The sequence below is a fragment of the Ancylobacter sp. IITR112 genome (assembly GCF_041415945.1).
In the GTDB taxonomy this organism is placed as follows: domain Bacteria; phylum Pseudomonadota; class Alphaproteobacteria; order Rhizobiales; family Xanthobacteraceae; genus Ancylobacter.
This window is the reverse complement of sequence record NZ_JBGCUS010000002.1, coordinates 89,268-115,717: the sequence shown is the minus strand read 5'-3', so window position 1 is coordinate 115,717 and position 26,450 is coordinate 89,268. Positions and strand designations below refer to the sequence as shown.

At 64.5% G+C, this 26,450-nt stretch carries 24 protein-coding genes; 8 read left to right on the top strand and 16 right to left on the bottom strand.

The window, feature by feature from the left end; genetic code table 11:
- Window positions 1-84: 84 nt before the first annotated feature.
- The 8 genes from AAC979_RS22155 to AAC979_RS22120 all read right to left on the bottom strand — a co-directional run bounded on the left by AAC979_RS22155 (window position 85) and on the right by AAC979_RS22120 (window position 6,943).
- Window positions 85-648: a cytochrome b gene (locus tag AAC979_RS22155; protein WP_371349150.1), complete on the bottom strand. Its 564-nt coding sequence runs from the start codon at window positions 646-648 to the stop codon at window positions 85-87.
- Between the two features lie 10 nt (window positions 649-658).
- Window positions 659-1,132 (bottom strand): DUF411 domain-containing protein, encoded by a 474-nt coding sequence (locus tag AAC979_RS22150; RefSeq protein ID WP_371349149.1) that lies wholly within the window; start codon window positions 1,130-1,132, stop codon window positions 659-661.
- A 60-nt stretch (window positions 1,133-1,192) separates the two neighbouring features.
- The gene (locus AAC979_RS22145) at window positions 1,193-1,477 is read right to left on the bottom strand and encodes a copper-binding protein (RefSeq protein ID WP_371349148.1); all 285 of its coding nucleotides are present in this window, start codon (window positions 1,475-1,477) and stop codon (window positions 1,193-1,195) included.
- A 25-nt stretch (window positions 1,478-1,502) separates the two neighbouring features.
- Window positions 1,503-1,973 carry a plastocyanin/azurin family copper-binding protein gene (locus AAC979_RS22140; RefSeq protein ID WP_371349147.1) on the bottom strand — a complete coding sequence of 157 codons (471 nt, stop codon included), beginning with the start codon at window positions 1,971-1,973 and terminating at the stop codon, window positions 1,503-1,505.
- A 13-nt stretch (window positions 1,974-1,986) separates the two neighbouring features.
- On the bottom strand, window positions 1,987-3,384 hold the full coding sequence (locus AAC979_RS22135; RefSeq protein ID WP_371349146.1) for a multicopper oxidase family protein: 1,398 nt from the start codon (window positions 3,382-3,384) through the stop codon (window positions 1,987-1,989).
- A gap of 19 nt (window positions 3,385-3,403) precedes the next feature.
- Window positions 3,404-4,870: a TolC family protein gene (locus AAC979_RS22130; RefSeq protein WP_371349145.1), complete on the bottom strand. Its 1,467-nt coding sequence runs from the start codon at window positions 4,868-4,870 to the stop codon at window positions 3,404-3,406.
- Window positions 4,870-5,088, bottom strand: coding sequence for a hypothetical protein (locus AAC979_RS22125; protein WP_371349144.1), 219 nt, complete (start codon window positions 5,086-5,088; stop codon window positions 4,870-4,872). Before AAC979_RS22125 ends, AAC979_RS22130 begins: the two co-directional genes overlap by 1 nt.
- Window positions 5,089-6,256: 1,168 nt before the next feature.
- Complete coding sequence (locus AAC979_RS22120; RefSeq protein WP_371349143.1) at window positions 6,257-6,943, bottom strand: Crp/Fnr family transcriptional regulator; 687 nt, start codon at window positions 6,941-6,943, stop codon at window positions 6,257-6,259.
- 1,025 nt (window positions 6,944-7,968) lie between these two features.
- Between AAC979_RS22120 and AAC979_RS22115 the strand changes: the two genes are divergently transcribed.
- The 5 genes from AAC979_RS22115 to AAC979_RS22095 all read left to right on the top strand — a co-directional run bounded on the left by AAC979_RS22115 (window position 7,969) and on the right by AAC979_RS22095 (window position 16,068).
- A complete protein-coding gene (locus AAC979_RS22115) occupies window positions 7,969-8,331 on the top strand; it encodes a hypothetical protein (RefSeq protein ID WP_371349142.1) in 363 nt (120 codons plus the stop codon).
- Window positions 8,332-9,260: 929 nt separating this feature from the next.
- A complete protein-coding gene (locus AAC979_RS22110; protein ID WP_371349254.1) occupies window positions 9,261-10,283 on the top strand; it encodes a murein L,D-transpeptidase family protein in 1,023 nt (340 codons plus the stop codon).
- 786 nt (window positions 10,284-11,069) lie between these two features.
- Complete coding sequence (locus AAC979_RS22105) at window positions 11,070-11,477, top strand: FixH family protein (protein WP_371349141.1); 408 nt, start codon at window positions 11,070-11,072, stop codon at window positions 11,475-11,477.
- Entirely contained in the window at window positions 11,474-12,895 is a 1,422-nt protein-coding gene (locus tag AAC979_RS22100; protein ID WP_371349140.1) for an efflux RND transporter periplasmic adaptor subunit, read from the top strand. Before AAC979_RS22105 ends, AAC979_RS22100 begins: the two co-directional genes overlap by 4 nt.
- Window positions 12,892-16,068, top strand: a complete 3,177-nt coding sequence (locus tag AAC979_RS22095) for an efflux RND transporter permease subunit (protein ID WP_371349139.1) — start codon at window positions 12,892-12,894, stop codon at window positions 16,066-16,068. The genes AAC979_RS22100 and AAC979_RS22095 overlap by 4 nt, the downstream gene beginning before the upstream one ends.
- 136 nt (window positions 16,069-16,204) lie before the next feature.
- On the opposite strand, the gene AAC979_RS22090 is transcribed toward AAC979_RS22095, so the two are convergent.
- Window positions 16,205-16,405 (bottom strand): hypothetical protein, encoded by a 201-nt coding sequence (locus tag AAC979_RS22090; RefSeq protein WP_371349138.1) that lies wholly within the window; start codon window positions 16,403-16,405, stop codon window positions 16,205-16,207.
- A 293-nt stretch (window positions 16,406-16,698) separates the two neighbouring features.
- On the opposite strand from AAC979_RS22090, the gene AAC979_RS22085 reads away from it, so the two are divergent.
- From AAC979_RS22085 to AAC979_RS22075, 3 genes are all read left to right on the top strand, one after another.
- Window positions 16,699-18,192: a multicopper oxidase family protein gene (locus AAC979_RS22085; protein ID WP_371349137.1), complete on the top strand. Its 1,494-nt coding sequence runs from the start codon at window positions 16,699-16,701 to the stop codon at window positions 18,190-18,192.
- Window positions 18,193-18,375: 183 nt separating this feature from the next.
- Complete coding sequence (locus AAC979_RS22080; protein WP_371349136.1) at window positions 18,376-18,699, top strand: hypothetical protein; 324 nt, start codon at window positions 18,376-18,378, stop codon at window positions 18,697-18,699.
- 221 nt (window positions 18,700-18,920) lie between these two features.
- Window positions 18,921-19,712 carry a hypothetical protein gene (locus AAC979_RS22075; RefSeq protein WP_371349135.1) on the top strand — a complete coding sequence of 264 codons (792 nt, stop codon included), beginning with the start codon at window positions 18,921-18,923 and terminating at the stop codon, window positions 19,710-19,712.
- Window positions 19,713-19,735: 23 nt separating this feature from the next.
- On the opposite strand, the gene AAC979_RS22070 is transcribed toward AAC979_RS22075, so the two are convergent.
- The 7 genes from AAC979_RS22070 to AAC979_RS22040 all read right to left on the bottom strand — a co-directional run bounded on the left by AAC979_RS22070 (window position 19,736) and on the right by AAC979_RS22040 (window position 26,375).
- Entirely contained in the window at window positions 19,736-19,969 is a 234-nt protein-coding gene (locus AAC979_RS22070; protein WP_371349134.1) for a DNA polymerase, read from the bottom strand.
- Window positions 19,966-21,867 carry a heavy metal translocating P-type ATPase gene (locus AAC979_RS22065; protein WP_371349133.1) on the bottom strand — a complete coding sequence of 634 codons (1,902 nt, stop codon included), beginning with the start codon at window positions 21,865-21,867 and terminating at the stop codon, window positions 19,966-19,968. The genes AAC979_RS22070 and AAC979_RS22065 overlap by 4 nt, the downstream gene beginning before the upstream one ends.
- A gap of 5 nt (window positions 21,868-21,872) precedes the next feature.
- Window positions 21,873-22,847 carry an FAD:protein FMN transferase gene (locus AAC979_RS22060; protein WP_371349132.1) on the bottom strand — a complete coding sequence of 325 codons (975 nt, stop codon included), beginning with the start codon at window positions 22,845-22,847 and terminating at the stop codon, window positions 21,873-21,875.
- Complete coding sequence (locus AAC979_RS22055; protein WP_371349131.1) at window positions 22,828-25,035, bottom strand: PepSY domain-containing protein; 2,208 nt, start codon at window positions 25,033-25,035, stop codon at window positions 22,828-22,830. The genes AAC979_RS22060 and AAC979_RS22055 overlap by 20 nt, the downstream gene beginning before the upstream one ends.
- Before the next feature lie 9 nt (window positions 25,036-25,044).
- Window positions 25,045-25,515, bottom strand: coding sequence for a DUF2271 domain-containing protein (locus AAC979_RS22050; protein WP_371349130.1), 471 nt, complete (start codon window positions 25,513-25,515; stop codon window positions 25,045-25,047).
- A 39-nt stretch (window positions 25,516-25,554) separates the two neighbouring features.
- Window positions 25,555-25,893 (bottom strand): hypothetical protein, encoded by a 339-nt coding sequence (locus AAC979_RS22045; protein WP_371349129.1) that lies wholly within the window; start codon window positions 25,891-25,893, stop codon window positions 25,555-25,557.
- A 167-nt stretch (window positions 25,894-26,060) separates the two neighbouring features.
- Window positions 26,061-26,375, bottom strand: a complete 315-nt coding sequence (locus AAC979_RS22040) for a PepSY domain-containing protein (RefSeq protein ID WP_371349128.1) — start codon at window positions 26,373-26,375, stop codon at window positions 26,061-26,063.
- Between the last annotated feature and the right edge of the window lie 75 nt (window positions 26,376-26,450).

Here is a 26,450-nt window from a genome sequence, read left to right as displayed (position 1 = left end):
CACGCCTGGCCTGACGCGTGAGAGCCTCGCGCGGCACCGCCTAGTGAACTGATTTTGCTCAAGTCTTATTCAAACAGCCCTTCGCTATTTCGCAATGCGAACACCGACGATCATTCGACGAAGGACCTCATCGCGGCGGACAAGGTGGTGCCAGAGTGCCGCAACGGCGTGAACGACCGCGACGGCGAGCAGCGACCATGTCAGCAACCGGTGGATTGGGGCAAAGGTCGCACTGTTCACATACATGGCGGCGGTGCCGGTGATCGGCAGCGCGAAGAGCAGACAGTACAGCAGCACGTGACTAACCGCTGGCCCCCAGCGCGCGATTCGCGAGGAAGCCGCTGGCAGCGGCGGGACACCGTGGAGATATCTGAGGCCGATACGGGCTACCCCGAAGGCCAGGATAAGCCAACCGCCCCAGGCGTGCACGCGATGCAGGAAGAGGTCGAACGGAGCCGGCTGCATGAAGGCATGCGTCATATGGGTGCGAGCAATGGCCCACGACGTGGGAATCTGTGCCAAGCACAGCAGAACCACACCCCAATGCAAGACCCGCTGGAGCACGGAATAGCCCGACGCAGGACGTGCGATCAGGACCATGCCGGCTTGCCGGCCCACCTTCCGAATGCTCCCCGATTGTTCGTCCATGCCTGTGCGCTCAGTTCGGAATCAGGCTGGTGCCGCGGAAGCGCATGAACAGGCTCGGCGTTTCGGAACCAAAAGCCATCACGTTGTAGGTCTCGGGTTCCATTCCGGCGACGTCCATGCCGGGCGATCCCACTGGCATGCCGGCAACAGCGATGCCGCGTACGGACGGACGGACAGCCAGGAGCCGGGCCAAAGCCGCGGCTGGAACGTGGCCTTCGAGAAGGAAGTTTTCGACCTCGGCGGTGTGGCAGGACCAAAGCGCCGAGGGAATCCCAAAGCGAACTTTGATTGTGTTCATCCTTGGCTCCTCGACGATCTTCGTGGGAAAGCCGGCCCTCGCAATGTGGTCGGCCCAAGCGCTGCAGCAGTTGCAGGATGGATCCTTGTAGACCGTGACCAAAGGTTGTCCGGCGGCCCTGACGGCCGTCGGTGTAAGCAGCGTCACGCCTGCGAGCAGGAGCATGCGTCTTCGGTCCATGTTCATCGGGTTGATCCTCCAGTGGAAGGGGAGCGCCGCGGCGCTCCCCCGAGACAACGGGAAATGTCACTTCACCTTTTCGATCTTCGTGACCGTGAGGCGGCCATTGACCCGATCTGCCTCGAACTTGACCTTATCGCCGATCTTGACTGCCTTGAGCATTGCCGGGTCGGCGACGGCAAAGACCATCGTCATCCCATCCATGTCGAGGTTTTTGATCGGTCCGTGCTTAAGCGTGATCTTACTCTGTGCTTCGTCGATTTTGGTGATCTGCCCATCCACAGGTGCAGCTTGCGCCAAGGCGGCAGTCGAAAATGCCGCGATTACTGCGGCCATCACGAATTTTCGCATCACTCTGTTCCTTCGCTTAACTCGGTCACTTGACGATGATTTTGCCGAACATGCCGGCTTCCCGGTGGCCTGGGATCAGGCAGGAAAAGTCAAACTCACCAGCCTTGGTGAACCTCCATACGATTTCTCCGGTTTTCTTCGGCGCAAGGCGCTTGGCGTTGGGATCGTCGTGCTCCATGTCGGGGTTCTTCGCCATCTCCACCGCGTGCTTCATGTTCTCTTCCAGCGTCGCGAGGACAACTTCGTGGTCCATCTCACCATTGTTGCGGAGCATGAACTTGACCTGCTCCCCTTTGCGGATTTCGAGACGGCTCGGGACGAATTCCATTTTTCCGTCCGTCTCGCGCATGGTGACCTGGATGACGCGTCCGGGCTTGGCCGGATCGCCGGGTACCCCATAGGCGCGTTCTTCACCATGAGAGTGGCCGGCGTCCGCCAGAGCGGCGGTCGACAGCGACAGGGCCGCGAGAGCGGTAAGCAAAATTCTTGTCGGCATACAGGATTCCTTTTCAATGATTGTCGTGAGGGGATTTGGCGCCGGGTTTCACCACGTTGAACTCGGCAGTTCTGGTCTTGTCGAACGCCGGCGACGGTGCCCGTTCGGCCTTTTTCGGCTCGCCCTTCCACTCGAAGGCAACCGTTCCTTCCGGGTGCTTGAACCAGCCCGGATCCTTGTAGTCGTTGGCGGCGAGGCCCTCGCGCACCTTCACGACCGAGAACATGCCGCCCATCTCGACCGCGCCGAACTGAGCGAAGCCCGTCATCATCGGTAGGGTATTGTCGGGTAGCGGCATCTCCATCTCACCCATGTCCGCCATGCCGGCCGAGCCCATCGGCATATAGTCGGGCACGAGCTTGCGGACCTTCTTGGCGAACTCTTTCTTGTCGACGCCAATGAAGTTGCGCACATCGTGGCCCATGGCGTTCATGGTATGGTGCGACTTGTGGCAGTGGATCGCCCAGTCGCCAGGCGCGTCTGCAACGAAGTCGAAAGCGCGCATCTGGCCGACAGCGCAGTCGATCGTAACTTCGGGCCACGCCGCCCCCTCCGGCACCCAGCCGCCATCGGTGCACGACACCTTGAAGTCGTAGCCATGCATATGGATGGGGTGGTTGGTCATCGTCAGGTTGCCGAAGCGGATGCGAACTTTGTCCCCCTTGCCGGCAACGATGTGATCGATGCCCGGGAAGACCCGGCTGTTCCAGGTCCACATGTTGAAGTCGGTCATCTCCGCGACCTTCGGCAAATAGGAGCCGGGATCGATGTCATAGGCGGCCATCAGGAAGACGAAGTCGCGGTCGACCCGGCGGAAGGCCGGATCCTTCGGATGCACCACGAAGAAGCCCATCATGCCCATGGCCATCTGGACCATTTCATCGGCGTGCGGGTGATACATGAAGGTGCCGCTCTTCTGCAGCTGGAACTCGTAGACGAAGGTTTTGCCCGGCTTGATGTGCGGCTGGGTAAGCCCGCCCACACCGTCCATACCGCATGGCAACAACTGACCGTGCCAATGGATGGTGGTGTGCTCTGGCAACTTGTTGGTGACAAAAATCCGGACCTTGTCGCCCTCGACGGCCTCGATGGTTGGTCCCGGCGATTGACCGTTGTATCCCCAGAGATGGCCGACCATCCCGGGGGCAAACTCGCGTACCACCGGCTCGGCGACGAGATGAAACTCCTTCCAGTCACCGTTCATCCGCCATGGCAGCGTCCAGCCATTGAGGGTAACGACCGGCTGGTAATCCGGGCCACTCGTCGGGACGAGGGGCGGTTGCATGGTCGCTTCTTTCATGGTTGCAGCCTCGGGGATCGATGCCGCCTGGACGCGGCCCGAGACCGCGCTCGCGCTGATCAGCGCCGCCACACCGGAGGCACCGAGGAAATTCCGACGGGAGACCGTCATGATGTTCACCTTTCTCGGATCAGTGCCCGCCGCCTTCGGCGGCCGAAGCGACAACAGGGGCCTCGCCGGCGGAGCCGGACGAGCCGCCTCCACCAATAATCGCGGTCTGAAAGTCGACGGTTGCGATGAAAAAGTCGCGCTTGGCGGCAATCGCCGCGACATTGCTGTTGATGCTCTCTTGCGCTGTCGTCAGAAGTTCGAAGACATCGATCAACATGCCGTTGTATTCGAGCAGCGCCTGCTCATTGATCGTCCGTCGCAGAGGCAGGATGCTGTTCTGATACTGGCGAGCTATGTCATAGCTGCCGCGATAGGTCAGATAGGCCGCTCGGGCTTCGGAGCGAACATTGATCGCCTTTTCCATGAGGCGGTTGACGGCCTCCATGTAGGTCTCGCGCGAACGGCGAACATTGACTTCGCCGCCGTCAAAGATCGGGATCTGGATTTCGAGCTCGAAGCCGCTTGGCGAAGCGCTTTCACGCACTCCGTCTTCGCTCACCCGTTGATAGTTGCCGCGCCAGCCACCATCGAGCATCGACACAAAACGGGTCGCCTCGGTAAGACCGAGGGTCTTCGCCATAGCATCGAGCTCCAGTCTCGCCGCGATCAGATCCACCCGCTTTCGAACGGCATCGACCTCAACCTGTTGCGCCGTCTGGATACGAGGCATGCTCGGGAGTTGTCCGGGCAGCTTGTACTCGATATCGGCACCCCACAGGCCGAGCATCCGGGTCAGCGCTTCGCGGTCGGTGCCCGCATTCATACGCGCTTGGGCGAGCTCATTGGACACTTCGGCGTAGAAGGCTCCGGCCCGCGCCTGATCGAGCTTCTTGGCTGCGCCGGTCTCGCCAAGCTTGCGCGTGAGGTCGGCAGCGGCATCCGCCGAAATCCTCGCCTGCTCGAGGAATGAAACGGTCTGCCGCGCCGCGACTGCGCGATAATAGGCGCGCCGTGTGTCCGCAGCGGTGCGGAATGTGGCTTCGATCGCCTTCTGCCGAGCGACTTCGAACTGTGTCTTCGCGATCTCGCTGCGTGCCGGAAGCGTGAGGAGCGCCAGGATATTGGCAATGACGCGTCGCTCGATCTCGAGTTCGCCGCCAGTCGCCAGGCGCTCGACGCCGATGACTGGGTTTGGCGGCAAGCTGGCCTCGACAAAGGCTGCCTCGGAAATCCCGAGGGCGTTGTATTCCGCCTGAAGACCTCGGTTATTGATGAGCGCGAGCTGTACGGCGCCGTCGGCTGTCAAGGGGCGGGTCAAGAGTGCCTTAACGCGGCCTTCAACTACCGCGGAATCGGCCGGAGAGGCGATCTTTACCGTCTCCATGCCGATCGCAGTACCTACGTGGCTTGAGACTGGGCCCATGCCGCCATCTGGCGTGAACGTCGCGCAGCCGCCCAGCGCCGCAGCGAGGGCAGCAATCGCGACGAACCGCTTCCAGGGCCATGTGGGAAATCCCTTCAGCGGGGTATCGATCTGAAGCGCCATCATTCGCCTCCCGTTTTGGGGGCGACACGCTCGTTGCGCTCGGTCCATGGTTTCGGGTCGACAGGTCGGTAATCGACAGTCCCTGCGGTAACCGGGACATAGCGAAGGGTGGGCACCGGCGAGCCCGCGTCGGACGGATTGGCGGCCGACTCAATGGCGGGCGGTCCGGAACACGCGGACAGGATGACGGCGGCGGCCATCAGCAAAACAGACTTCATGAAAATCCTCGGAATTGGCCAAGCCAGCCGGAGCGGCGGAGCCGCGCGGCGTCAATCGGCGACCTTCAGCGGCTGCGGGAAGCGCAGCGGCGAAGGTGTCGGCAGATTCCCGGGAGCGGAACGGCGACGGATTTAATCCGTTGGCGGCCGCAGATCGCGAAGGGAGTTAGCCGACGATTAGGCGTCAGCAGATCTCGGCGGGCGCTTAAAGCGCACGACTGAGGCTTCCTTTACGCCGACTTCCAGAGGCGGGTGCTCGATGGCACGCGCTAAGGCGACAACAGTCGCAACGTAATGGCTAGCCAGCATTGCGGTATGGCAGGCTGCTGCGCAGCAGGAGTTCGTTGCTCCGCTCTCCTGCGGCTCGGACTTGCATTCAATCCCGCCGGATGCCTCGCATGTTGCGTGATGTGCGCTCGATGAATGCTGATGCGCGGTGCCGACGGCTTTCTGATCGCCTGGCTCCGTTGCCGCTAATCCGACTGTGGAATGATGCCCATTTCCTGACATCCCACCGAGCACGACGCTGGCCACACTCCAGCCTACGCTCGACACCGAGAAGGTGAGCGCGGTCAGTAGTATAATGATATGGCGCAACCGTCGAAGCATAGCGACCCAGGGATAGGTGACTCGGCAGGGATGTCAAGGCACGTGGAAGGCATAAAGAACGAACGCGCGAACGTGCCGCTAGAATGCAACGGCGTGATAGGGATTTGGTACGCGTACCATTGCGGTCTGTGGGCCGCACATCGCGTCCGTTCATTCACATACTAATCACAAGCTAGTCATTTCCGAGGTGGAGTTTTCCACCTCGCGCTTTCTCATTTTTTATAAATGTTAGATCGGCTCGATTGGAGCTCATACGGAGAAGAAACATGCACTTAAAGACTATAATTACGGCTATCGTATTATTCGGCACGATGTCTGGCCCGATTTTGGCAGATTATTATCCACCTAATCTAAGTTCCCAATCGCGAGACCAGCACGAATTCCGTGACGTGCAGCGAGGTTCCTTTCCGACAGGGCCGACGCCATCCACAATAACCCCTTCCGTTCAGGATGGCACATCGGCTCCCGATTCTTCGAAGCCGTAATTTCAATCGGATCGACGACATCCACATGTCGCCAGAGACCAAGACCGCGCCCGTTTGGCGGGCGCGGTTCCAATTTAATCTACCATATGGGCGACAAAGCGCGGCAAGCTCGGAATGCGGATGCTTCGCCCATTTCGCACCAAAACCCCGGTCCGCGCGAGTTTCGCCAGTTCCTTCGTCACTGCCTCACGCTGCGTGGCGATTCGGAGCGCCAATTCCTCGTGAGTCGGCATCCAGGTGATGACCAACGCGCCGTCTGGCTCGGTCACAGCCATGCGCAGCAACTCAGCCTTCAAGCGATCCCGCATTGGTAGACTCACCTGGTCGACCAGCCGCTGATGTAGGCGGCACACGCGCCGGCACATCGCGTGCATCACTGCCATTGAGAAATCCGTATGCGTCGTCAGAGCGCGTACAAAACGTCGTTGATCAATCGCCCAAGCCTGCGATTCCTCGGACGCTCGGACAAGCAGCGGGAACTCGTCGTTCCCGAATGCGGGGGCCTCGCCGACGATCTCGCCAGGCTCAAGATCGGTCATGAATACGTCGACCCCCTTGTGTGTCGACGCATAAACCGTCAGGCGACCTGTGATGAGGATCAGGACAGGCGGCATTGCGGCGGCGGAAACCTCCAGGTCTTTAGCTTTCGGTATTCTTAGACGCCTTGCCAGAAGGTCCGCGGCGCGACCCTCGAGGAGATCGAGCAGTGAGCTTTGCTCGTGTCCGTTGGTGCGAAGGGAAATCGGAGAATGATAGTCCATGTTCACGCCATGTCGCTGGTGTCGCGCCACAGCCGGTCGTGCCGACCTGGCGCGCGCAGCAGCCAAAGTTTGCCAATTTATAAGCGGATTGAGACGGCGCGGCCGACGCAGACAGGCCGTCAGAAGAAGCGGACGACAGGCAAATCCTCACGCCGGATAGCGTGAGCGTGCCGTCCATCCTCGATGAATCAGGCGGTACGGGGTGGTCGCTCCAGGCGTTCGCGAATACGTCCGTCAGCGACAGCATCCCGAAGGCGAGACATAAGCCGAACGCTACTATCGGTTGTTGCGGTGCCGGCGGAGAGGCGGGGCAGGATCAGGAAGCAAGTCGCAAGAGAGCAATCGGATGGCACTCGTTCATGATCGGTTGATGAACCGCAGTCGCGGGTGGAACCATCGACACAGGCCGTCACCCCGAGATCGGAAGCCAGAGACGCGGTCTGCCCATTTCCTGGCGCTGCAGTTTCGAATGCGTTGCGGCCATGTGGTGCCGCACCCGTCATCACAAGCATGAGAACAAATAGGGCGCGGATCGCGCGAGCCATCATTGGTTTATGCCTGCCCGAACGCATCATGACCCTGCGGATTTTAACCGAATCGCCAAGGGACAGTATCGTCCGAATTGCGACATGATGGAGGTGTTGATCTGCCTCGTAGTCGCCGCAACCTCAGTGCCCGGGCAATGCGGCCATATCACGATCCCATCGCTCTCGTACCTCGGCGCAATACGATGCCCGGCAAGGTCGAATATCAACGTGCTGGCGAGTTGCAGCACAGCGTCGCTTAACGAGACGCTCGACAGTGCCCCGCGTCCATTGCGAGTTGATAAGGCGAACCCCACGTCTTTGTGGTAACCTTGATACTGCCGAATTCGCAAACGGAGAGGAGGCAATCGGCTGTCTTTTATTTGCTTTCCAGTCTTGCAGCGCGGCAAGGGCACGTATGTTGGAAAGCCGGCGAAGACGAAATGATAGAATATGCCTTGAAACATAGAATGGCGGGCAATACCCACCAAGGAGGAAACGATGAAACACGCTCACTTTGACGCCTTCGCGGGTATCGCCGCGCTTGCTTTCATTATCCCGGCTAGCCAAGCTGCTGCACGCTCACCAGTGAGCGCGGTCAGCATCGCCGAAATCACGCGAACCGTGCAGGGCAAGACCTGCACGACAAAAGCTGGGGCCAAGTTCTACTTCGGCGCAAAGGGCCAATATACCTATGATGGCCTCTGGAAAAACGATGGTCACTACCGGATAGGCTCCGGTTTCATCACCGTCACGCTGCACAGCGGTCTTGAGAGGTCGTTTGCTGTGACGAAGAAGTCGGGCACCTTCTATCTAGAGGACACGGCTCTCTCATGTGCAGACAACGCTGCGGTGATCGGCTGACATTAACATAGCCGCCCTCATCAAATATTTGTTCTCCGGATGATAGGCCGAGCGCGCTTTGCCCTGCGCGACGTTCGGAGCGGAGGCCACGGGTTCGGCTTGTTTTAGGCACAGTTCGGCGCAATGCTGCCTACTATGAGGTGTTGGTCGCTCCGACGGGTTCTCGTATTGCTTCTCGCGGTTCTCGTAACTGCGGGGATGAACTTGTCTATGGCTCACGCGAGCGACGTGGCCGCCAAGAGGGTGGTGACGGCTGCCGTGGGTGTTTCCGCCGATGATGGCTGCCAGGGCTGTGCCAACGACGGTGATCATGGCATGAAGGGAGCGGCTTGCGCAGCGCTTTGCGTCCCTTCTGTCCTGGCGGCGCTGCCTCAGGAGGCGCAGGCGCTGGCCCTCCAGCGGACGGCCTCCTTTGCTGTGCACAGCCCGCTACTCCACGGCATGGTCCTCCCACCCGACCCTTACCCTCCTAGGCCCATTCACATCGGTTGACGCCATCGCCGTCGCATTGAGCGACTGAGCAGGGCGACTGAGCGTGTCCGCTCGCGCGCGAGCAGAGCCGATCGAGTGGCTATCGACGGCCGACGCGTTCCGTCCTCCAATATGATGGGAAGGGTCGAACGTGAGCAACGAACTATCAGCTCCATTCCCAGCCTTCAGACTACGATCATCGCCTTGCGGGCACCGGCCACGAGGGCGATTGGCTCCCGTGAGCTTGGCGTCATCGCGGCGCCCTGATCGGTTCCGGGCACCCCTTGGAAGCGGCGATGTCGGCCGGCGTGGGCGACACGATGGGCGTCCACTGGCCGAGACAATCCCGCCGCTTGCAGGCTTCACTCATTTCATCAACGGATAGCAGCTAAATGATATATCAATCTCCCACCAGAACCGTTTCTATCCGAATACCATGCGGGACAAAGCTGAGCACGATCCTGATCTTGGTCGTGTTTTCGCTTGCACTGGCTGCATGTTCCAGCGTTGATCTTGATGACCGGCATCTTCAGCCGCTGCCGGCGAAGCTGGTCGCCCAGATGAATGAGAAAGGCATGACGCCTTCGGATCCGATCCTGATTAGAATCTATAAGCGCGAGAGCGAACTCGAGGTTTGGAAACGCGATCGCAGCGGCCAGTACGCCCTTTTGAAGACCTATCCGATGTGCCGCTGGTCAGGAAGGCTTGGTCCCAAGAAACGAGAAGGAGACCGACAGGCGCCAGAGGGTTTCTACACGGTCACTCCGTCCCAAATGAACTCGCAATCACAATACTATTTGTCTTTCAATCTTGGGTACCCTAACGAGCTTGAGAAAGCTCTGGGCTACCAGGGATCTGCCCTTATGGTGCATGGGGCTTGCACCTCGTCCGGTTGCTTCGCGCTCACCGACAACGGCGTTGGGGAGATCTACGCCCTTGCTCGCGAGGCGTTTAGTGGTGGACAGACGAGTTTCCAAGTGCAAGCTCTTCCGTTTCGGATGACGCCACAAAACCTTGCTTTGTTTCGCAATGACCCCAACTTTCAATTTTGGCTCAATTTGAAAGAGGGGGTCGATCAGTTCGATGTGATCAGGCAGCCACCTACGATCGCTGCTTGTGGGCGTCGCTACGTGTTTGGCGCCAGGACTAAGGATCCTTCGTCGGCGTTCGATCCGTTGGCACCGTGTCCGGCGTATGAGGTCGAGCCATCGCTGAACTCGCTCGTCGCCGAAAAGCGGATGCGCGATGACGAGCGAGTGGCGCAGATAGCCGCAGCAAGCCCCCAGATGCCGATGAGCTACGCTGACGGAGGGATGCACACGAGCTTTCGCAAAATGCTGAAAGACATTGGTCCGGATCGCTTCTCGAAAATGACGTCGCGAAATGCGGAGGTGAGCCGTCCTGATGCGGCACTCGCAGATCCTTATATGCCGGGCCAAGCGGATTTGGCTGAGGCAACAGGCTCAATCACGCGCCACTAGCAAATCACTCACGGATCTACGCGGCTCGTCTCTCGTCCATGCCCCACCACGGCGTCCGATAAATCGGTGCGGCCGCTATCGGGCCGAAATGAGACGCGTCGGTACGCAGCACCAAGACTATACGAGTCGCTTTGCCGCAGACTGGGGGCAGTGAGAGACGGCTCGCATCAGCTCAATCATCGACATCACTCATCTGCGACGTGGAGAGCCGGACCAAGCGGTAGGCGAAGTGCCAACCGCGAAAGTCCGCGCGTGTGCCCGGCGGCTTTCCAGCATGTCCAGGCTGTGACATCCTTGGTACCATGAAGCTCGGCATCTGGCTCCGCAGGTTACTCCCGATCCTTGCGATCGTGGGGCTCATTGCCGGTCCGTTTACCGCACCGGTGAGCGCGGCCGCGATGGCGGCTGTCTCCGATGTGGCCACGGCGGCAATGCCGGACGACATGCCGTGCTGCCCGGATAAGCCGGCCGTTCCGGATTGTCAGAAGATTTGCCCGCTGATGGCGACATGTATGGCCAAGTGTTTCTCGGTCGGACCGACGTTCTCAAGCGTGGCCTTCGTGCTACGGGCGGAGGGCGATGCCATCCGCCCAGGCAGTGATGCAATGGGCGACGCGCGCTCGACAGAGCCTCCGGCCCGACCTCCACGAACCTAGGACATCGCCGGCGTTTCGACGCCGGCTCGTGCCGCCCCGGCGAGCCGCGGGCGGCCGAGAGCGCGTGGCCATGCGCCACGCAACGCCGGGCATGTGCACGGCGCTCCGATAGTTCCGGGATTTTCAGACAATGACGACGTTCAATACGAAGCACGCCGCTGCTGCGGCGCTTGCGGCCGCGCTGTCCATGGCGGCTCTCTCGACGGCGCACGCCGACATCGCCAATTACGAGTTCCGGCTCGTTCAGACTGACGTCAAGCAGGGCAATGCCGCCATTGTCGCCGTCCGGCTCGTCGACAAGCGATCCGGCAAGGCGATTCCGGACGCGGTCATCTTCGCCACCCGGATCGACATGGCACCCGACGGCATGCCGACCATGACCGCGCCGATCGAGGCGCTGCCCTCGACCGAGCCGGGCGTCTACCGTTTCAAGGCCAATCTGATGATGGCGGGCGGCTGGCAGTTGTCGCTCGGCGCCAAGATCCAGGGTGAGACCGGCACCGTCGAGAACAAGCTGGTCCTCAAGGCCGTGCCATGAAACGGATCGCCCTCACGGGCCTCACCCTCGCCGCCATCATGGCGGCGGGGGGCGGAGGCTATTGGGCCGGCGTTCAGGGTATTCCCGCGCCCGGCCTTCGCGCATTGTTCGATAACTTGGGCATTCCGGCCGCGGCGGAACCGGCCGGCACGGGGGCCGTGATCTATTATCAGGACCCCGACGGCAAGGCCGCCTATTCGGCGACGCCGCGCCAGACCGGGGATGGCCGGGAATTCCGCGCCGTTCGCGCCAGCGAGGATGTCAGCTTCGAGGATAAGCCGCCGGTGACAGCTGAGGCGGCCGGCCCGGCGAGCCCGCGGCGCGTCCTCTACTACCGCAATCCAATGGGCCTGCCGGATACCTCGCCGGTGCCGAAGAAGGACTCGATGGGGATGGATTACATCCCTGTCCATGAAGGCGAGGACGACGACGGCGTGGTCGTGAAGGTCTCGCTCGGCAAGCTGCAGCGGTCCGGGGTGCGCTCGGCGCTGGTTGAGCGGCGTGTCGTCGGCAGGCTGGTGCGCGTACCGGGAACCGTCCGGCTCGACGAGCGGCGCGTCTCCGTGGTGGCGACCCGGAGCGAGGCTTTTATCAATGAGGTGGCGAACGTCACCACGGGCGACCGGGTGACGAAGGGCCAGATGCTGCTCCGGCTTTATGCGCCTGATATCGCCACCGCCGGTGCCCAGCTCCTGACCGATCTCAATGGCGGCGGCCGGGACAGCACTCTCGGAGGCGCCCGCCAGCGCCTGGAGAATCTCGGCCTCCCGCCGGAAGCGATCGCCGAGATCGAGCGCACCCGCAAGGTGCCGCTGTCGATGATCTGGCGAGCGCCGAGCGATGGCGTCGTGCTCGAGCGCAATGTCGTCGACGGCATGAAGGCGGCGCCCGGTGATGTGCTGTTCCGTCTTGCCGACATCTCGACCGTCTGGGTGCTGGCGGATGTGCCGGAGTTCGATCTCGGCGCTGTCCGGCTCGGTGCGCCGGCGACGATAAGGGTTCGGAGCCTGCCGGGGCGCCGCCTCAGCGGCCAGGTGTCGCTGATCTATCCGCAGGTCGGTGAAGCCACGCGGGCCACGAGGGTGCGGATCGAGATCGCGAACCCGGACGGCGCCCTGTTGCCCAACATGTATGCCGAGGTGGAGATCGGCAGCGGCGCTGCCGCGCCTGTGGTTGCCGTGCCGGATGACGCCGTCATCGATACCGGCACAAGGCAAGTGGTGATCCTCGACCGCGGCGAAGGCCGGTTCGAGCCGCGCGACGTGAAGATCGGCCTGCGTGGCGAAGGCTTCACCGAGATTCGCGACGGGATCGCAGAGGGCGACCGCGTCGTCGTCGCCGCGAACTTCCTGATCGACGCCGAGAGCAATCTGAAGGCGGCGCTGCGCGGCCTGACGCCTGTGGAGACACGGCCATGATCGCCCGCCTCATCGGCTGGTCCGCCCACAACCTTGTGCTGGTCTTCGTCGGCACGCTCTTCGCGGTCGCCGCCGGCCTCTATGCGCTGAAGACGCTGCCGCTCGACGCCATCCCCGACCTCTCCGACGTGCAGGTCATCGTCTACACCGATTATCCCGGCCAGGCGCCGCAGGTGGTCGAGGATCAGGTCACCTATCCGCTCACGACGTCCATGCTGACGGTGCCGAAATCGAAGGTGGTGCGCGGCTTCTCCTTCTTCGGCGTCTCCTTCGTCTACGTGATCTTCGAGGACAACACCGATCCCTATTGGGCGCGGAGCCGCGTGCTCGAATATCTCAACGCCGCCGCGCAGCGCCTGCCGGCGGGTGTGACGCCGACCCTCGGGCCGGATGCGACCGGCGTCGGCTGGGTCTACCAATACGCCGTCGTCGCCAAGCAGATGACGCTCGCCGAGCTGCGCTCGTTGCAGGATTGGGTGATCCGCTTCGGTGCCTCCAAGGCGGAAGGTGTCGCCGAGGTCGCCAGCGTCGGCGGCTTCGTCAAGCAATATTCGATCGTGGTCGATCCGAACCGGCTGCGCGCGCTGGGCATCCCTCTCGACAAGGTGCGCGACGCCGTAAAGGCCAGCAACACCGATGTCGGCGGGCGCACCGTCGAGCTCTCCGAGTTCGAGTTCATGGTGCGCGGCCGCGGCTATCTGCGCGGCGTTGCCGACATCGAGAATGTGGTGCTGAAGACCGACGGCGGCGTGCCGCTGCGGGTGAAGGATGTCGCCCGCGTCGAGACCGGGCCGGACGAGCGACGCGGCATCACCGAGCTCAATGGTGAAGGCGAGGTGGCGAGCGGCATCGTGCTGCAGCGCTTCGGCGCTAATGCGCTGACCGTAATCGAGAACGTCAAGGCAAAGCTTGCCGAGATCGCTCCGAGCCTGCCGAAGGGCGCCGAAATCGTGCCGGTCTATGACCGCTTCGGACTGATCGACCGCGCGATCGAGACGCTGAAGGGCACGCTGATCGAGGAGAGCATCATCGTTGCTCTGGTCTGCGTCGTCTTCCTGCTGCATCTGCGCAGTGCGCTGGTGGCCATATTGATGCTGCCGGTCGGCATCCTGATGGCCTTCGCGGCGATGAAGGCGATCGGGCTCGGCTCCAACATCATGAGCCTGGGGGGTATCGCCATCGCGGTGGGCGCCATGATTGACGCCGCCATTGTGATGATCGAGAACGCCCACAAGCATCTGGAGCGCGCGCCGCCGGACAAGCCGCGTGTCGAGATCCTGATCGAGGCAGCAAGCGAGGTCGGGCCGGCGCTGTTCTTCAGCCTGCTGGTCATCACCGTCTCCTTCCTGCCGATCTTCACGCTGGAATCGCAGGAAGGCCGGCTGTTCGGCCCGCTCGCGTTCACCAAGACCTTCGCCATGGCGGCATCGGCGCTGCTGTCGGTGACGCTGGTGCCGGCGCTCATGGTGGTCTTCGTGCGCGGGCGGATCGTCCCGGAGCACAGGAACCCGATCAACCGGTTCCTGATCTGGCTCTACCGGCCGGTCATAAGCGGCGTGCTCAAGGCGAAGACGCTCACCATCCTCGTCGCGCTCCTCGTGCTCGGCGTCACCGTCTGGCCGGCACGCCAGCTCGGCTCCGAGTTCATGCCGAGCCTGGACGAAGGCACGCTGATGTACATGCCGACCACCTTGCCGGGCATCTCCGTCACCAAGGCGGCCGAACTGCTGCAAGTGCAGGACCGCATCATCAAGAGCTTTCCGGAGGTGGATACGGTCTTTGGCAAGGCAGGGCGGGCCTTGACCGCGACCGATCCGGCGCCGACCGAGATGTTCGAGACCATCATCAATCTGAAGCCGAAGAGCGAGTGGCGACCTGGCGTCACCATCGACAGCCTGAAGGCCGAGATGGACCAGGCGCTGCAATTCCCGGGCGTCTCCAATGCCTGGACCATGCCGATCCGCGCCCGGATCGACATGCTGGCCACCGGTATCCGCACTCCGGTCGGGGTCAAGGTGTTCGGCACCGATCTCGCCCGGATGGAGCAGAGCGCCCGCGAGATCGAGCGGGTGCTGCGATCGGTGCCGGGGACATCGAGCGCGTATGCCGAGCGGGTGATCGGCGGCTACTATCTCGACATCGTGCCGGACCGCGACGTGCTGGGGCGCTACGGCCTGGCTATCGGCGACGTCCAAAGCGTGATCGCAAGCGCGCTCGGGGCCGAGACGGTGACAACCACGGTCGAGGGGCGCGAGCGCTATGCCGTCACGCTCCGTTATCCCCGCGACTTTCGGAGCGACCCGCAATCGATCGCCCGCGACGTGCAGGTGCCCTTGTCAGGCGGCGGGACGGTGCCGCTCGGGGAGGTCGCCAAGGTCGAACTGACGCGCGGCGCGACCTCGATCCGTACCGAGAACGGCCAGCTCGCCGTCTATGTCTTCGTCGATATCGCCGGCCGGGACCTCGGCGGCTATGTCGCGGACGCGCAGGCCGCAGTGGCGAACGAGGTGAAGCTGCCGCCCGGCACCTATGTCGCCTGGAGCGGCCAGTTCGAATATCTGCAGCGTGCCGAGGCCCGGCTGAAGATCGTCGTGCCGGTGACGCTGCTCATCATCTTCCTGCTGCTCTATCTCAACTTCCGGGCGCTGACAGAGACGCTCATCGTCATGCTCTCGCTGCCCTTCGCCCTGGTCGGCGGCATCTGGCTGATGTGGTGGCTCGGCTTCAACATGTCGGTCGCCGTCGCTGTCGGCTTCATCGCGCTCGCCGGCGTCGCCGCCGAGACCGGCGTCGTCATGCTGATCTATCTCGAACAGGCGATGGCGGAGCTGAAGGCTGAGCGAGAGGTGGCGGGACAGCCTTTCACGCAGGCCGATCTCTACCAGGCAATCATGCTCGGCGCCGTCGAGCGGGTGCGGCCGAAAATGATGACAGTCGTCGCCATCATGGCCGGCCTCCTGCCCATCCTGTGGAGCAGCGGCACCGGCTCGGAAGTGATGCAGCGCATCGCCGTGCCGATGATCGGCGGCATGGTCTCCTCGACCATGCTGACCCTCGTCGTGATTCCGGCGGTCTACGGGCTGGTGAAGGGCTGGCGGTTGCCGGCAACCGCGGCGGCATCCGATGCTGCGGTGACGCCGGAGCCTGTCGACGGCCCGCTCGCCGCCGAATGAGACATGCCGGCGGGCTGGTCCCGGTCCGAGTCCCTCGCAAAGGGACAAGCTCTTGTGACGAAAGAACGCCTCAGAGAGGCCATTGATGTGGGTCAAGGCGGAATGTGCGGAGTGTGCCTTCTTGAGGAGACAGGGGTCAAGCATGAGCGTCAGGTTTCAGACGATAGGACGGATGATGATGAGAGCGTTGCTGACCTTTCTGGTTGCAACGGCGCAGCTCATTACGCCTGTCGCCAGCGCGCAGGCCATGCCATGTCACGACCTTGTCCGCCACGAGCAAGCAACCGTGGTGGATGGCGGCCAGCTTCAGGCCGCCATCAGCGGCGATGGCCTCCAAGGTCATTCTCACACTGCCGACCATGCGCTCTGTTGCAGCAGCGCATGCGCATCCTGTGTCGTGGCTCTTGCCGCGCCAGATGCGACTGTCCCGCAGCGCATCGTACTCACGGCGCGTTACGCCCGGCGTGACGAGATCGTCATCGGCCTAGCGTTTCCACCCACCCTCGGTCCTCCTCGAACCCGTTCCTGATCGGACCTGACCTGATGCTCCGCGGGCATCGGGTCGTTGAATGCGCATTCGCATGATCAGTCAGCCGGCCTGCTACCGGCAAGGGAACAAGGACCCACATCATGAATCGTCGTGATTTTCTGAACCGGATGATGGCCGGAGCGGCCGCATTCGGCACCTCGGCTGCCTTTCATCCAATCAACGCCTGGGCGCAGGCCGCACCCGACGCCGCTCGGCCCGCTGCAAACGCCGCGCCGCGTCCGCTCGGGGCGGTCAGTCGAACCATCGAGGTCAATGGCAAGGCCGCGCGCGTATTCGGGCTTGCCCAGTCCAACGGCACATCGGGACTGACCCTGGATGCCGAGAGCAGCTTCGACGTCGCGCTCTCCAACCGGATCGATGAGCCGACGCTCATCCATTGGCATGGCCTGACACCGCCCTGGACAATGGACGGTGTGCCGGACAATCCTGCCGCGCTTCTGGGACCCTCCGAAACGCGCCGCTACACCTTCCCCATCGGCACCGGAGGCACGCACTGGATGCACGCTCATACGCTGCAGGAGCAGAATCTGCTGGCGGCGCCGCTGATCGTGCGGACCGCCGCCGACCGGCAGCGGGACGAGCAGGAGGTGGTGATCCTGCTGCACGACTTCTCGTTCACGCCTGCGGAAGAACTGCTCGCCAAACTCAAAGGAAACCCTGCCGCCGGCGCCATGCCGATGGATCACGGCGCGATGGCCCAGAGCAACGCGATGAAGGGCATGGCCGGCATGATGGCCTCCGGCACGACGGGCCAGATGCAAAGCATGCCGGGCATGGCGATGGATCTCAACGACATCGACTATGACGCCTACCTCGCCAATGACCGCACGCTGAGTGACCCCGAGGTTGTCGCCGTCGACAAGGGCGGCCGGGTGCGCCTGCGGATCATCAACGGCGCAACCGCGACCGCCTTCACTATCGATACCGGAAGCCTGAATGGGGAACTCATCGCGGTCGACGGTCAAGCCGTTCAGCCGGTCGCCGGCCGGTCCTTCCCGATTTCCATGGGCCAGCGCCTGGATATCCGGTTGGCGCTACCGAAGGCGGGCGGATCCCATCCGATCCTCGCCCTTCGCGAGGGTGGCGCCGAGCGAGCGGGAATCATCCTGGCATCTGCTGGCGCGACAATCGCCAAGATTCCGGTACTCGGACAAGCCAAGGGACCGGTGCTCGGGCTCGATCTTGAACAGACGCTGCGCGCTGCCGAACCGCTCGCGCAGCGTCCCGCCGACCGTCGCTTCGCGCTCACCCTCACCGGCAACATGGCGGACTATAGCTGGGGTATCGGAGGGGGCGACGCGCTGCAAATCAAGCGAGGAGAGCGCGTTGAGCTCGCATTGGCGAACATGTCGATGATGGCTCACCCGATGCATCTGCACGGCCACGCATTCCAGGTGGTCAGCGTTAACGGCAAGACGCTCGGCGGCGCGGTGCGCGACACTGTCCTCCTCCCGCCGATGGCTCGCGTGACCGTTACCTTCGATGCGGACAATCCAGGACGCTGGCCCCTCCACTGCCACCACCTCTATCACATGGCGACTGGCATGATGTCATTCGTTAGTTACGACGCGTGAATGGGGAGAGTGTCATACAGCAACATGCCAATCATCTGCCATCGACGACGGATATCCGCGAACAACCGACCTCGGCGCAGAATCATCCACTCGCGTCCGTGATCGTGGATACCCGAAGGACGTGGCAACCGGCTCGGCGAAGCGCGGGATTTCGACAATCCGCTCGGCAAGGGCATCGGCGCGTTGGTCGACGACAGAAAGCTCGCCACCGGCAGTCATCGCTTCATGGCGGAGGCGGATCTTGAGCTGTCGGCCCTGACTCACGATACCGAGCGGCTGGGCGGCCAAGGCGCGAGGGATGGTCCTCATAGCGATCGACGGAAAAGGGCGAGCCTCTCACCATCGGTGATCGGATCAATGTGGCGGCGCCCGCGTCGGTCCAGGCGGGCGGTCATTCGCATCACCAAGCTTACCGGCAACAACATCAAGGCGGCCATGGCCATGACGCTGTCATCCGTCAGCGTCATGGCCAACGCACTCGGCCGGCGTAGCGCCTCTCAAGACTAACCAAGAGCGCCGCCCCCCGCTGCTTCTGCATAGAATGCGTCAGGCCCTGAGACATTCGAACAAGGCGATGATATCGACTATACCGGTATCGATGGAAGTCATTGGGAGATAGAGCGATTTTGAGGATCACGCTCGGCCCCAGCGAGAGCATGCGCGACATCAGGCGCACAGCGTTCCAGCGAAAACGCGACGGACAAGCATGGGGGTCTTGGGAAGTCGACATGATCAATCTGCACGAACGTCTGTCGGAGTTTTCCTACGGTTTCGGTGTCACTCGCGAAGTGCAATCGCTGCTGGAGGGGATCGGGCTGCGGCCCACCCCCTTCCTGCCGAACCTGCTCCATGAAGAGGAGCTCGGGTTCGATGTCGGTTTTGAGGACCGGGGACGGGTCGTCATTCTGCAGTTCAAGCTCGGCCATGAGCTGAAGCGCTTTCATCGCGCAACGCCGGCGCAATCCGTACCGGAGTTGCAACACCCGTTCTGGCGATTCATCGTCGACACGTCGGGGCACCAGTTTCAACGCCTGACGGAATTCGAGGCCAGCGACGCCGATACTTATTATATCGCGCCCAAATTCTCGGACTGGAAGGTTTATGACAGCGCATTCCAGGACGGAAAGGTGCTGGAGAAATCGCTGCTGCTGAAGCCGTCGGAGATTTCTCGAGGGGTCCAGGCCCAGGGTGGATCCGCCGGCATGCATCGTATCGTCTATGACGGCTTGAGCCGATATGTCTGCTCCGAGCCAACGGCCCTTCGCGAATCCCGACCCGGCGAGGTCGCCACCGAGATCGCAACCAAGATCCGGCAATCGAAGGCTACGCTTGAAGAGCAGGTAGGCCGCCTCTACGAGCGTGCCCGACCACAGGCGGGTCCCGGCGCCCTCGCCCGCTCGAGAGAGGACCGAATATTCGCCCGCTCCAAGGATCGGACACACGGCATGGCCGCGATCGTCGGGCTGGAAGCCTGGTCCCAGGGGGCGCAGTTGCTGTTCGTGACCGACGCCTCGGGCTAGTCATACCCGTGAGGTGCGGACGATCAACGAAAATCCCGCGTCTTCACCCTCATCTCATCGATGTGCCCATACGGATCGACCAGATTGCGCGGCTTTGCCAATCCGCGCGGATTGGGCGCGGGCGAACCGTGGTGGAATTCGTCGCCGCACCCGTGCGGCACCGGAAACCCGGCCTCGCGCGATCCGACGGTGGCGAGCTCGGCCAAGAGATCGGTGAAGTGAACCATGTGGATTTCGGAATGCGAGAGGCGGCTCATTTCGGGGGCTTTCCTGGAGGGCTGGCTGCCATGACGGCGGGAACCGGCGCAGGCGGCAGCGCACCGGCCGGAGAGATGCGGAGCGCCCTGAGGGCATTGAGGATGACGGCGACGTCGATCGCCTCCTGGAGCAGGGCGCCCTGCACGGGCGTGAGATAGCCGAACGCCGCCACCACCATGCCGAGAACGGACAGCCCTATGCCGGCGACGACGCTTTCCAGCGCGATCCGGCGCGCGCCATGCGCGATCTCCATCCCGGCTCCCAGCCGATCGATGCGATCGACGAGCAGGACCACGTCGGCGGCCTCGGCGGAGGCGGCGGCGCCGCGCGCGCCCATGGCGACGCCCACATCCGCCGCCGCGAGCGCCGGCGCGTCATTCACGCCATCCCCGACCATCATCACCGGCCCCCGCTTATGCTCGGTGAGCACCAGCAGGACCTTCTGGTCCGGGGTCAGGCCCGCACGGATGCCGTCGAGGCCGAGGCCCTGCGTCACCCGCTCGGCCACCTCGCGGCGGTCCCCTGTGGCCAGCAGGATCCGTTCGACGCCCTGGCCGCGCAAGCCGGACAGCATGTCCCGCGCTCCGTCGCGCAGCGGGTCGGCCATGATCAGATGTCCCGCCAGCCGGCCGTCTATGCCGACCGCCACGAGCACCGCCCCCGCCGCGAGCGCCGGATGTTCCACCGCCGTCCGTTCCACGCGATCCGAGACGAACCCGTGCCCGCCAACGAGGACGGCATGGCGATCCACCCGTCCGGCCACCCCTTCGCCTGGTACTTCCGTCACCTCCGAGGGTACGGGGAGCGACAGGCCCCTCGTTCTGGCGGCGGCGACGATCGCCTGCGCCATCGGGTGCTTGGAAGCCTGTTCGAGGGCTGCCGCCAGGCGGAGGATATCGGTCCTGTCCATGCCGATATGGCTGTCCATCGAGACGATCCGGGGCTGGCCGTCGGTCAGCGTGCCGGTCTTGTCCAGGATCAGCGTCCGGATGTTCACCATGGTTTCGAGGGCACCGGCGCCCTTGATCAGCACGCCGAAATGCGCCGCGCGCGACAGCCCGGCCACCAGGGCGACGGGAACGGCAAGGATCAGCGGGCAGGGCGTGGCTACGACGAGGACGGCGACGGCGCGGATCGGATCATCGGTGAACCACCAGGCGGCGAAGGCGAGCCCGAGGGTGACGGCAAGGAAGCCGAGCGACCAGCGGTCCGCCAGCCGCGACATCGGCGCCTTCGACCGCTGGGCTTCCTCCACCAGGCGGACGATCCCCGCATAGGTGCTGTCCTTCGCCGGGCGCGACGCGATCAGGTCGAAGGCTTCGCCCGCATTGGTCGAGCCGCTCATCGCCTCGTCGCCCGCGTCGACGCGGACGGGGAGCGATTCACCCGTCAGCGCGGAGGTGTCGAGGAAGGCCGAGGCGGAAGCGACGGTGCCGTCGGCGGCGACCACATCGCCCTGCCGAATCAGGAGACGGTCGCCGGGCACGATGTCGTCCAGCGGCACGTCGACAAGGCCGTTGTCGCGGTATCTCGTCGCCATGCGCGGGACGCGCGAGAGGAGAGCGCGCATCTCGCGGCGGGCGCGGCCCTCGGCGAAGCTTTCGAGGAAGGTGCCGCCGGAATACATGACGGCGACCACCGCCGCCGCAAGCGTCTCTCCGAAGGCGAGGGCGGAGGACATGGACAGCGCCGCCACGATGTCGAGGCCGACCTCGCCGCGCCACAGGCTGCGCAGGATTTCCACCAGAAGCGCGGCCAGGACGGGAATGACACCCGCGAACCAGACAGTCTGTGCGAGGTCCGGTCTCCCCGCGACGTGGAGGATGAGGCCGGTTGCAAGGCCGCCGAACCCCACCAGCAGTGCGATCTTCAGCCAGTCCCCTTTCGAATGCTCCACCGCGTTCAGCCTCCCCGCGCCCCAACCGCCATCGTTGCATCCCCGAACAGGCGTCCGATCCCACAGGAACGGATGCCACAGGCGCTGCGAAGCAGGAACAGGGCATCGATCCCCAGCCGCCGGGCGAGTTTCCCGCCGTCGCCGGCGCCGAGCACTATGAGCGCGGTCGCCCAGGCGTCGGCCTCCGCGCATGTCGGCGCGAGCACGGTGACCGAAGCTGGGGATTGCACAAGCGGGGCGCCGCGGGCGGGGTCCATGGTGTGGGAGAGGCGCCGGCCCTGCACGTCGATCCAGTGGCGGTAGTCGCCGGAGGTGGCAACGGCGCAATCCTTGAGCGACAGGAGTGAATGCGGCGCGCGACGCTCCGGGTCCGGCTGCTCTACCGCGACCGTCCAGGCTTCGCCGTCGGGCCTCAGGCCCATGGCGCGCATCTCGCCGTCGATCCCCACGAGCCCGTCGCGGATGCCGGCCCCGCCGAGTATCCCGGCGAGGCGGTCCACGCCATATCCCTTGGCGATGCCGTTGAGGTCGAGCGTGATCGGCACGCGCTTGCGGACCCTGGTTCCATCGATCTCGAGCGCGTCATGGGCCGGCACGCGTCGGGCCTCCATCGCGCTGCGGATGCGGTCCGGGCTCGCTTCCGCGGCGCCGAAGCCCCACGCGGCCACCGCGTCGCCCATGCCGATGTCGAACGCGCCGTCGGAGGCGCGACCGATCGCCAGCCCCAGCCGGAGCACATCCAGGAGGCGTGCCGGAACGCTCATCCATTCTCCCGCCGGAGTCTCGTTCAGGCGCATCAGCTCGCTGTCGGGCTTCCATGTCGACATCTGCGCATCGACCTCGTCCATCGCCGCCTGCAGATCCGCTTGAACGGCCCCGGCATCGAAGCCGGAGGGGGCATAGACGAGCGCGGACCAGCGCGTCCCCATTGTCGGGCCGTTGAGGGCGTATCGCGCAAGATCAGTAGATATCTTCGACATAGCGTCCTTCAGCCTTGAGAAGCTGGTGCGACAGGCCGATGGGTTCCAGCATCCGCGCCATCGCCTCGGCGACCCCGGCCGCCATCTGCCGCCCGCCGCAGACCATGACATGCGCACCTTCCCGGATCGCGCGCACGACTTCGAACTGTTCGGCGACCAGCGCGTCCTGGACATAGCGCGGTCCCGCTCCGCGCGAGACCGCCGTGGACAGATGGCGCAGCCGGCCTCCGGCCGCCCAGCCCTCCAGCTCCTCGCGGTAGAGGAAGTCGCTGTCGGGATTCCGCATGCCGAAGAACAGGTGGATCGGGCGCCGCGATCCATTGGCGCGGATGAAGCCGGCAAGCGGTCCGATGCCGGTGCCCGCGCCGATCAGGATCAGCGGCGTGCGGTCACGGGTCGCGTGGAAGCCGGGATTGCGGCGGATGAAGGCGGCGACCGTCCCGCCGGGCTCCAGCGTCGCGAGCGCGCTCGAGCAGAGGCCGCCGACATGCCGGCGCACCACGATCTCCAAGAAGCCGTCCCGGCAGCCCGAGGCGAGCGAATAGAAGCGAGGTATGGGCGATCCTTCCGGTACGACGCCGAGCAGGTCTCCGGCCTCGAAGCGGGCAAATCCCTGCCCCGTCAGGCGCTGCCACGCGGAGAGGCGCGGGAGCGCGAAGCGCAGGATCGCGGTCGGGGCCTGGACGTCGTGGCCATAGTCGCGGCGCGACACCAGCGTGAGCGCGCTCGTCTCGGGCCGGACGGGCTGGTGGTCGAGCTCCAGCGCGATGCCGAGCGCCTCGCCCAGCGCACGGCCCCAACGCGCGAATTCCTGCGGCGACTGGCGGTCCACCGTCTCGAAGGGCAAGAGGAGCCGCCAGCCCTTGCGTTCCGCCGCGGCGGCGACCGACCTGGCGTAGGCGCAGAAGGCCGGAAAGCTCCGGTCGCCGAAGCCCAGCACCGCCACCGGCGCGGCCGGCACGGCGGAAAGCCGGTCCAGGCGGTCGAGGAATCCCTTGGCCGAAGCGGGGGCGTCGCCGTCGCCATAGGTCGCCGCCAGCACGAGGTAGCGCCGCGCCCCGGAAAAGCGGGCGGGGTCGAACGCCGACATCGGCGCAGCATGGACGTGCTGCCCGGCGCGGGTCAGCGCCGCGTGCAGCGTCGCGGCGAATCCCCAGCTGCTACCGCCCTCGCTGCCGACGAGGATGATCGTCTCCGCGCGGCCCGGCGCGGCGTTGCCGCGGATCCCGGGGCGACGGGCGCGGCCCGCCAGCCAGATAAAGAGCCCCGTGACGCCCATCGCCGGGACGGCGAGCGCCGTGAGCCCGAGCAGCAGGCCGAGAAGCGGGGCGCCCTGTCCGGTGTGGAGCATGTAGACGGTCTCCGAGACCCGCTCCCAGCCGCTCAGCCCCGCCCAGCCGAGCGTCGCCCCGGTGCCCTGGTCGATATAGCCGGCCCCATCGTCGGTCTTGAGCGTGAAGACGTCGGTGGCGTCGTCGGGAGAGGGGAAGCTCAGCTCCCGCAGGCTCGCGACGGGCGTCGCGGCGAGCGGCGGCATGGCGGCCAGCGGGGCGCCGGTCGCACCGCTCACCGCGGAAGGCGGCTCCGGAGGGGCTCCCTCGTTGGGAAGGAAGCCGAAGGTCGAGGCCGTCATCCAGAGCGCCGTCGCCGACGATATGAGGAGGCCGAGCACGGCGGCTCGCGCAAGCTCGACATGGACACGCCCGGCCAGAGGCCCGCGCAGCGGCGCCAGCCAGCGTCGCCATCCGCCCGCGCGCCGCGCGACCAGCGCGAAGCCGGAGATTGCGAGGACAAGCATCGCTCCCGCCCCCGCCGCCATGACGATGCGGCCGGCATCATCGAGGAACAGCGAGCGGTGCAGATTGGTGAGCCAGCGCCGGAACGGGTTGGGATCGGCCGAAGCGACGCTTGCCCCCGTCGCCGGGTCGATGACCGCGGAGCCCGGCGTGCCGCCGTCGAACCAGTAGGCGGTGATGCGCCCGGAAGGCGCGCGCCTGATCTGCTCGACGCCCGGATGGGCGGACCGGATCCGCGCGGCGAGGTCGGCCACGCTCATGGCCTCCTCCGCCTGCGGCGCGGCGATCCGTTCCGCCGCCGGGAAGACGGACAGCGCCGCGCCGCTCACCGCGAGCAGCGTCACGAGGGCGAGGGCCAGCAGGCCCGACCAGCGATGGAGGGCGCGGATCATGCTCGCCCCCTACATGCCGTAGCTGAAATTCGCGATGTAGCGGCGGCCCTGGACGGGCTGTCCCGCTCCCTTCGCGGTCAGCGGCACGGCGATCTCGTTGGGGCTGTCGCGCATGTCCTCGACCGCCGCATCGACATGGAGCGTGTAGCCGGCGTCGAAGAGCGCGTCGGCGAGATCGAGGGTGATCGCCAGCCGGCGGCCGGCCCCCACGCTCGCCCCGGTGATGCCGTTGATCTCGGCGGTGTTGCCGCCGGTCGCGCGATACCAGTCGGACAGGTGCTCGTAGTATTTGGACTTGGTTCCGGCCATCCACAGGCTGCCGGCATAGGCCCCCTTCGGGTCGGTGACGTAGATGGCGAGGTAGGCGCCATTGCCGCCATAGTTCTTCAGCGTCGTGGTCAGGGTCACCGGCCGCGCCATGGCGATACTGGGAAGCGTGAGCGCCGTGGTCAGCGCCAGGGCGGCGAGGATGGTTCTCATCTTGCGGTTCTCTCGATCGGAAGTGATGGGGCGGCCGGCTCAGTTCACCTGGACCTTGGGCGCCGCGCCGTTGCCGAAGAGGCCGTTCTTCGGGGGAGCGACGCTGCCCGCCGGCGCGGGAGCGAAGAGGTTGCCGCCGCGAGCATCGTCATCGTCTTCGTCATCGCGGTCGTCATCGTCCCCGCGCCGGAGCTGGCGTCCATGGTCGCGGTCGTCGTCGTCGCTGGCCAGCACCACGCCGAGATCCCGGCCGGCATCGAGGACGGCGTCACGCAGACCTTCGAAGCGGGCGGTGTCGTGCATCGCGCTCCATGCGGGAAAGCCGATCCCGGCGGTCAGGGCGGTCGAGGCGAAGAGAATGGCAAAGGTCTTTCTCATGGCAGGGGCTCCTTTCTCTGCTGGAGCCGTTCTGGGCACCCCGCCTGATCCCTTCCTGACGGAAGTGGATTTTCTGGTTCAGCTTGCCGTCAGGAATCGAAAGGCCCCGCCGAAACGACGGGGCCGGGGTTGGCCTCAGTGCTGGGTCCGGGTCGGACGGCGGCAGCTCACTCGCCGCCGCGGCCCTCCCCGTCGCGGCGCCGGTGGCCTGTGCCGTCCTTGCGTTCGATCTCGATGACGTCGAGGGTCGAGGGATGGACCGTCACCTCGATCCTTTGGCCCTCGGCGTCCGTGCCATCGATCTCGTAGCAGCCGTCATCGATCTTGATCCGGCGCACCGTCCAGCCGTTCCGGGCCGCGAGGGCGGCGACGGCCTCTTTCGGCTTCCAGTCCGCCATCGGCGCGAAGCAGTCGTCATCGGCGAGCGCCTGCCCCACGGGGAGGACCGCGACACATGCGAGGATTGTCAGAGCGAGCCGCATGGGCCGGAGCTTCCTTCCACCTTGATCTGCGACAAGCCTGGAGGGCCAAGCTGACGGCATCCTGAAGCTCGCATG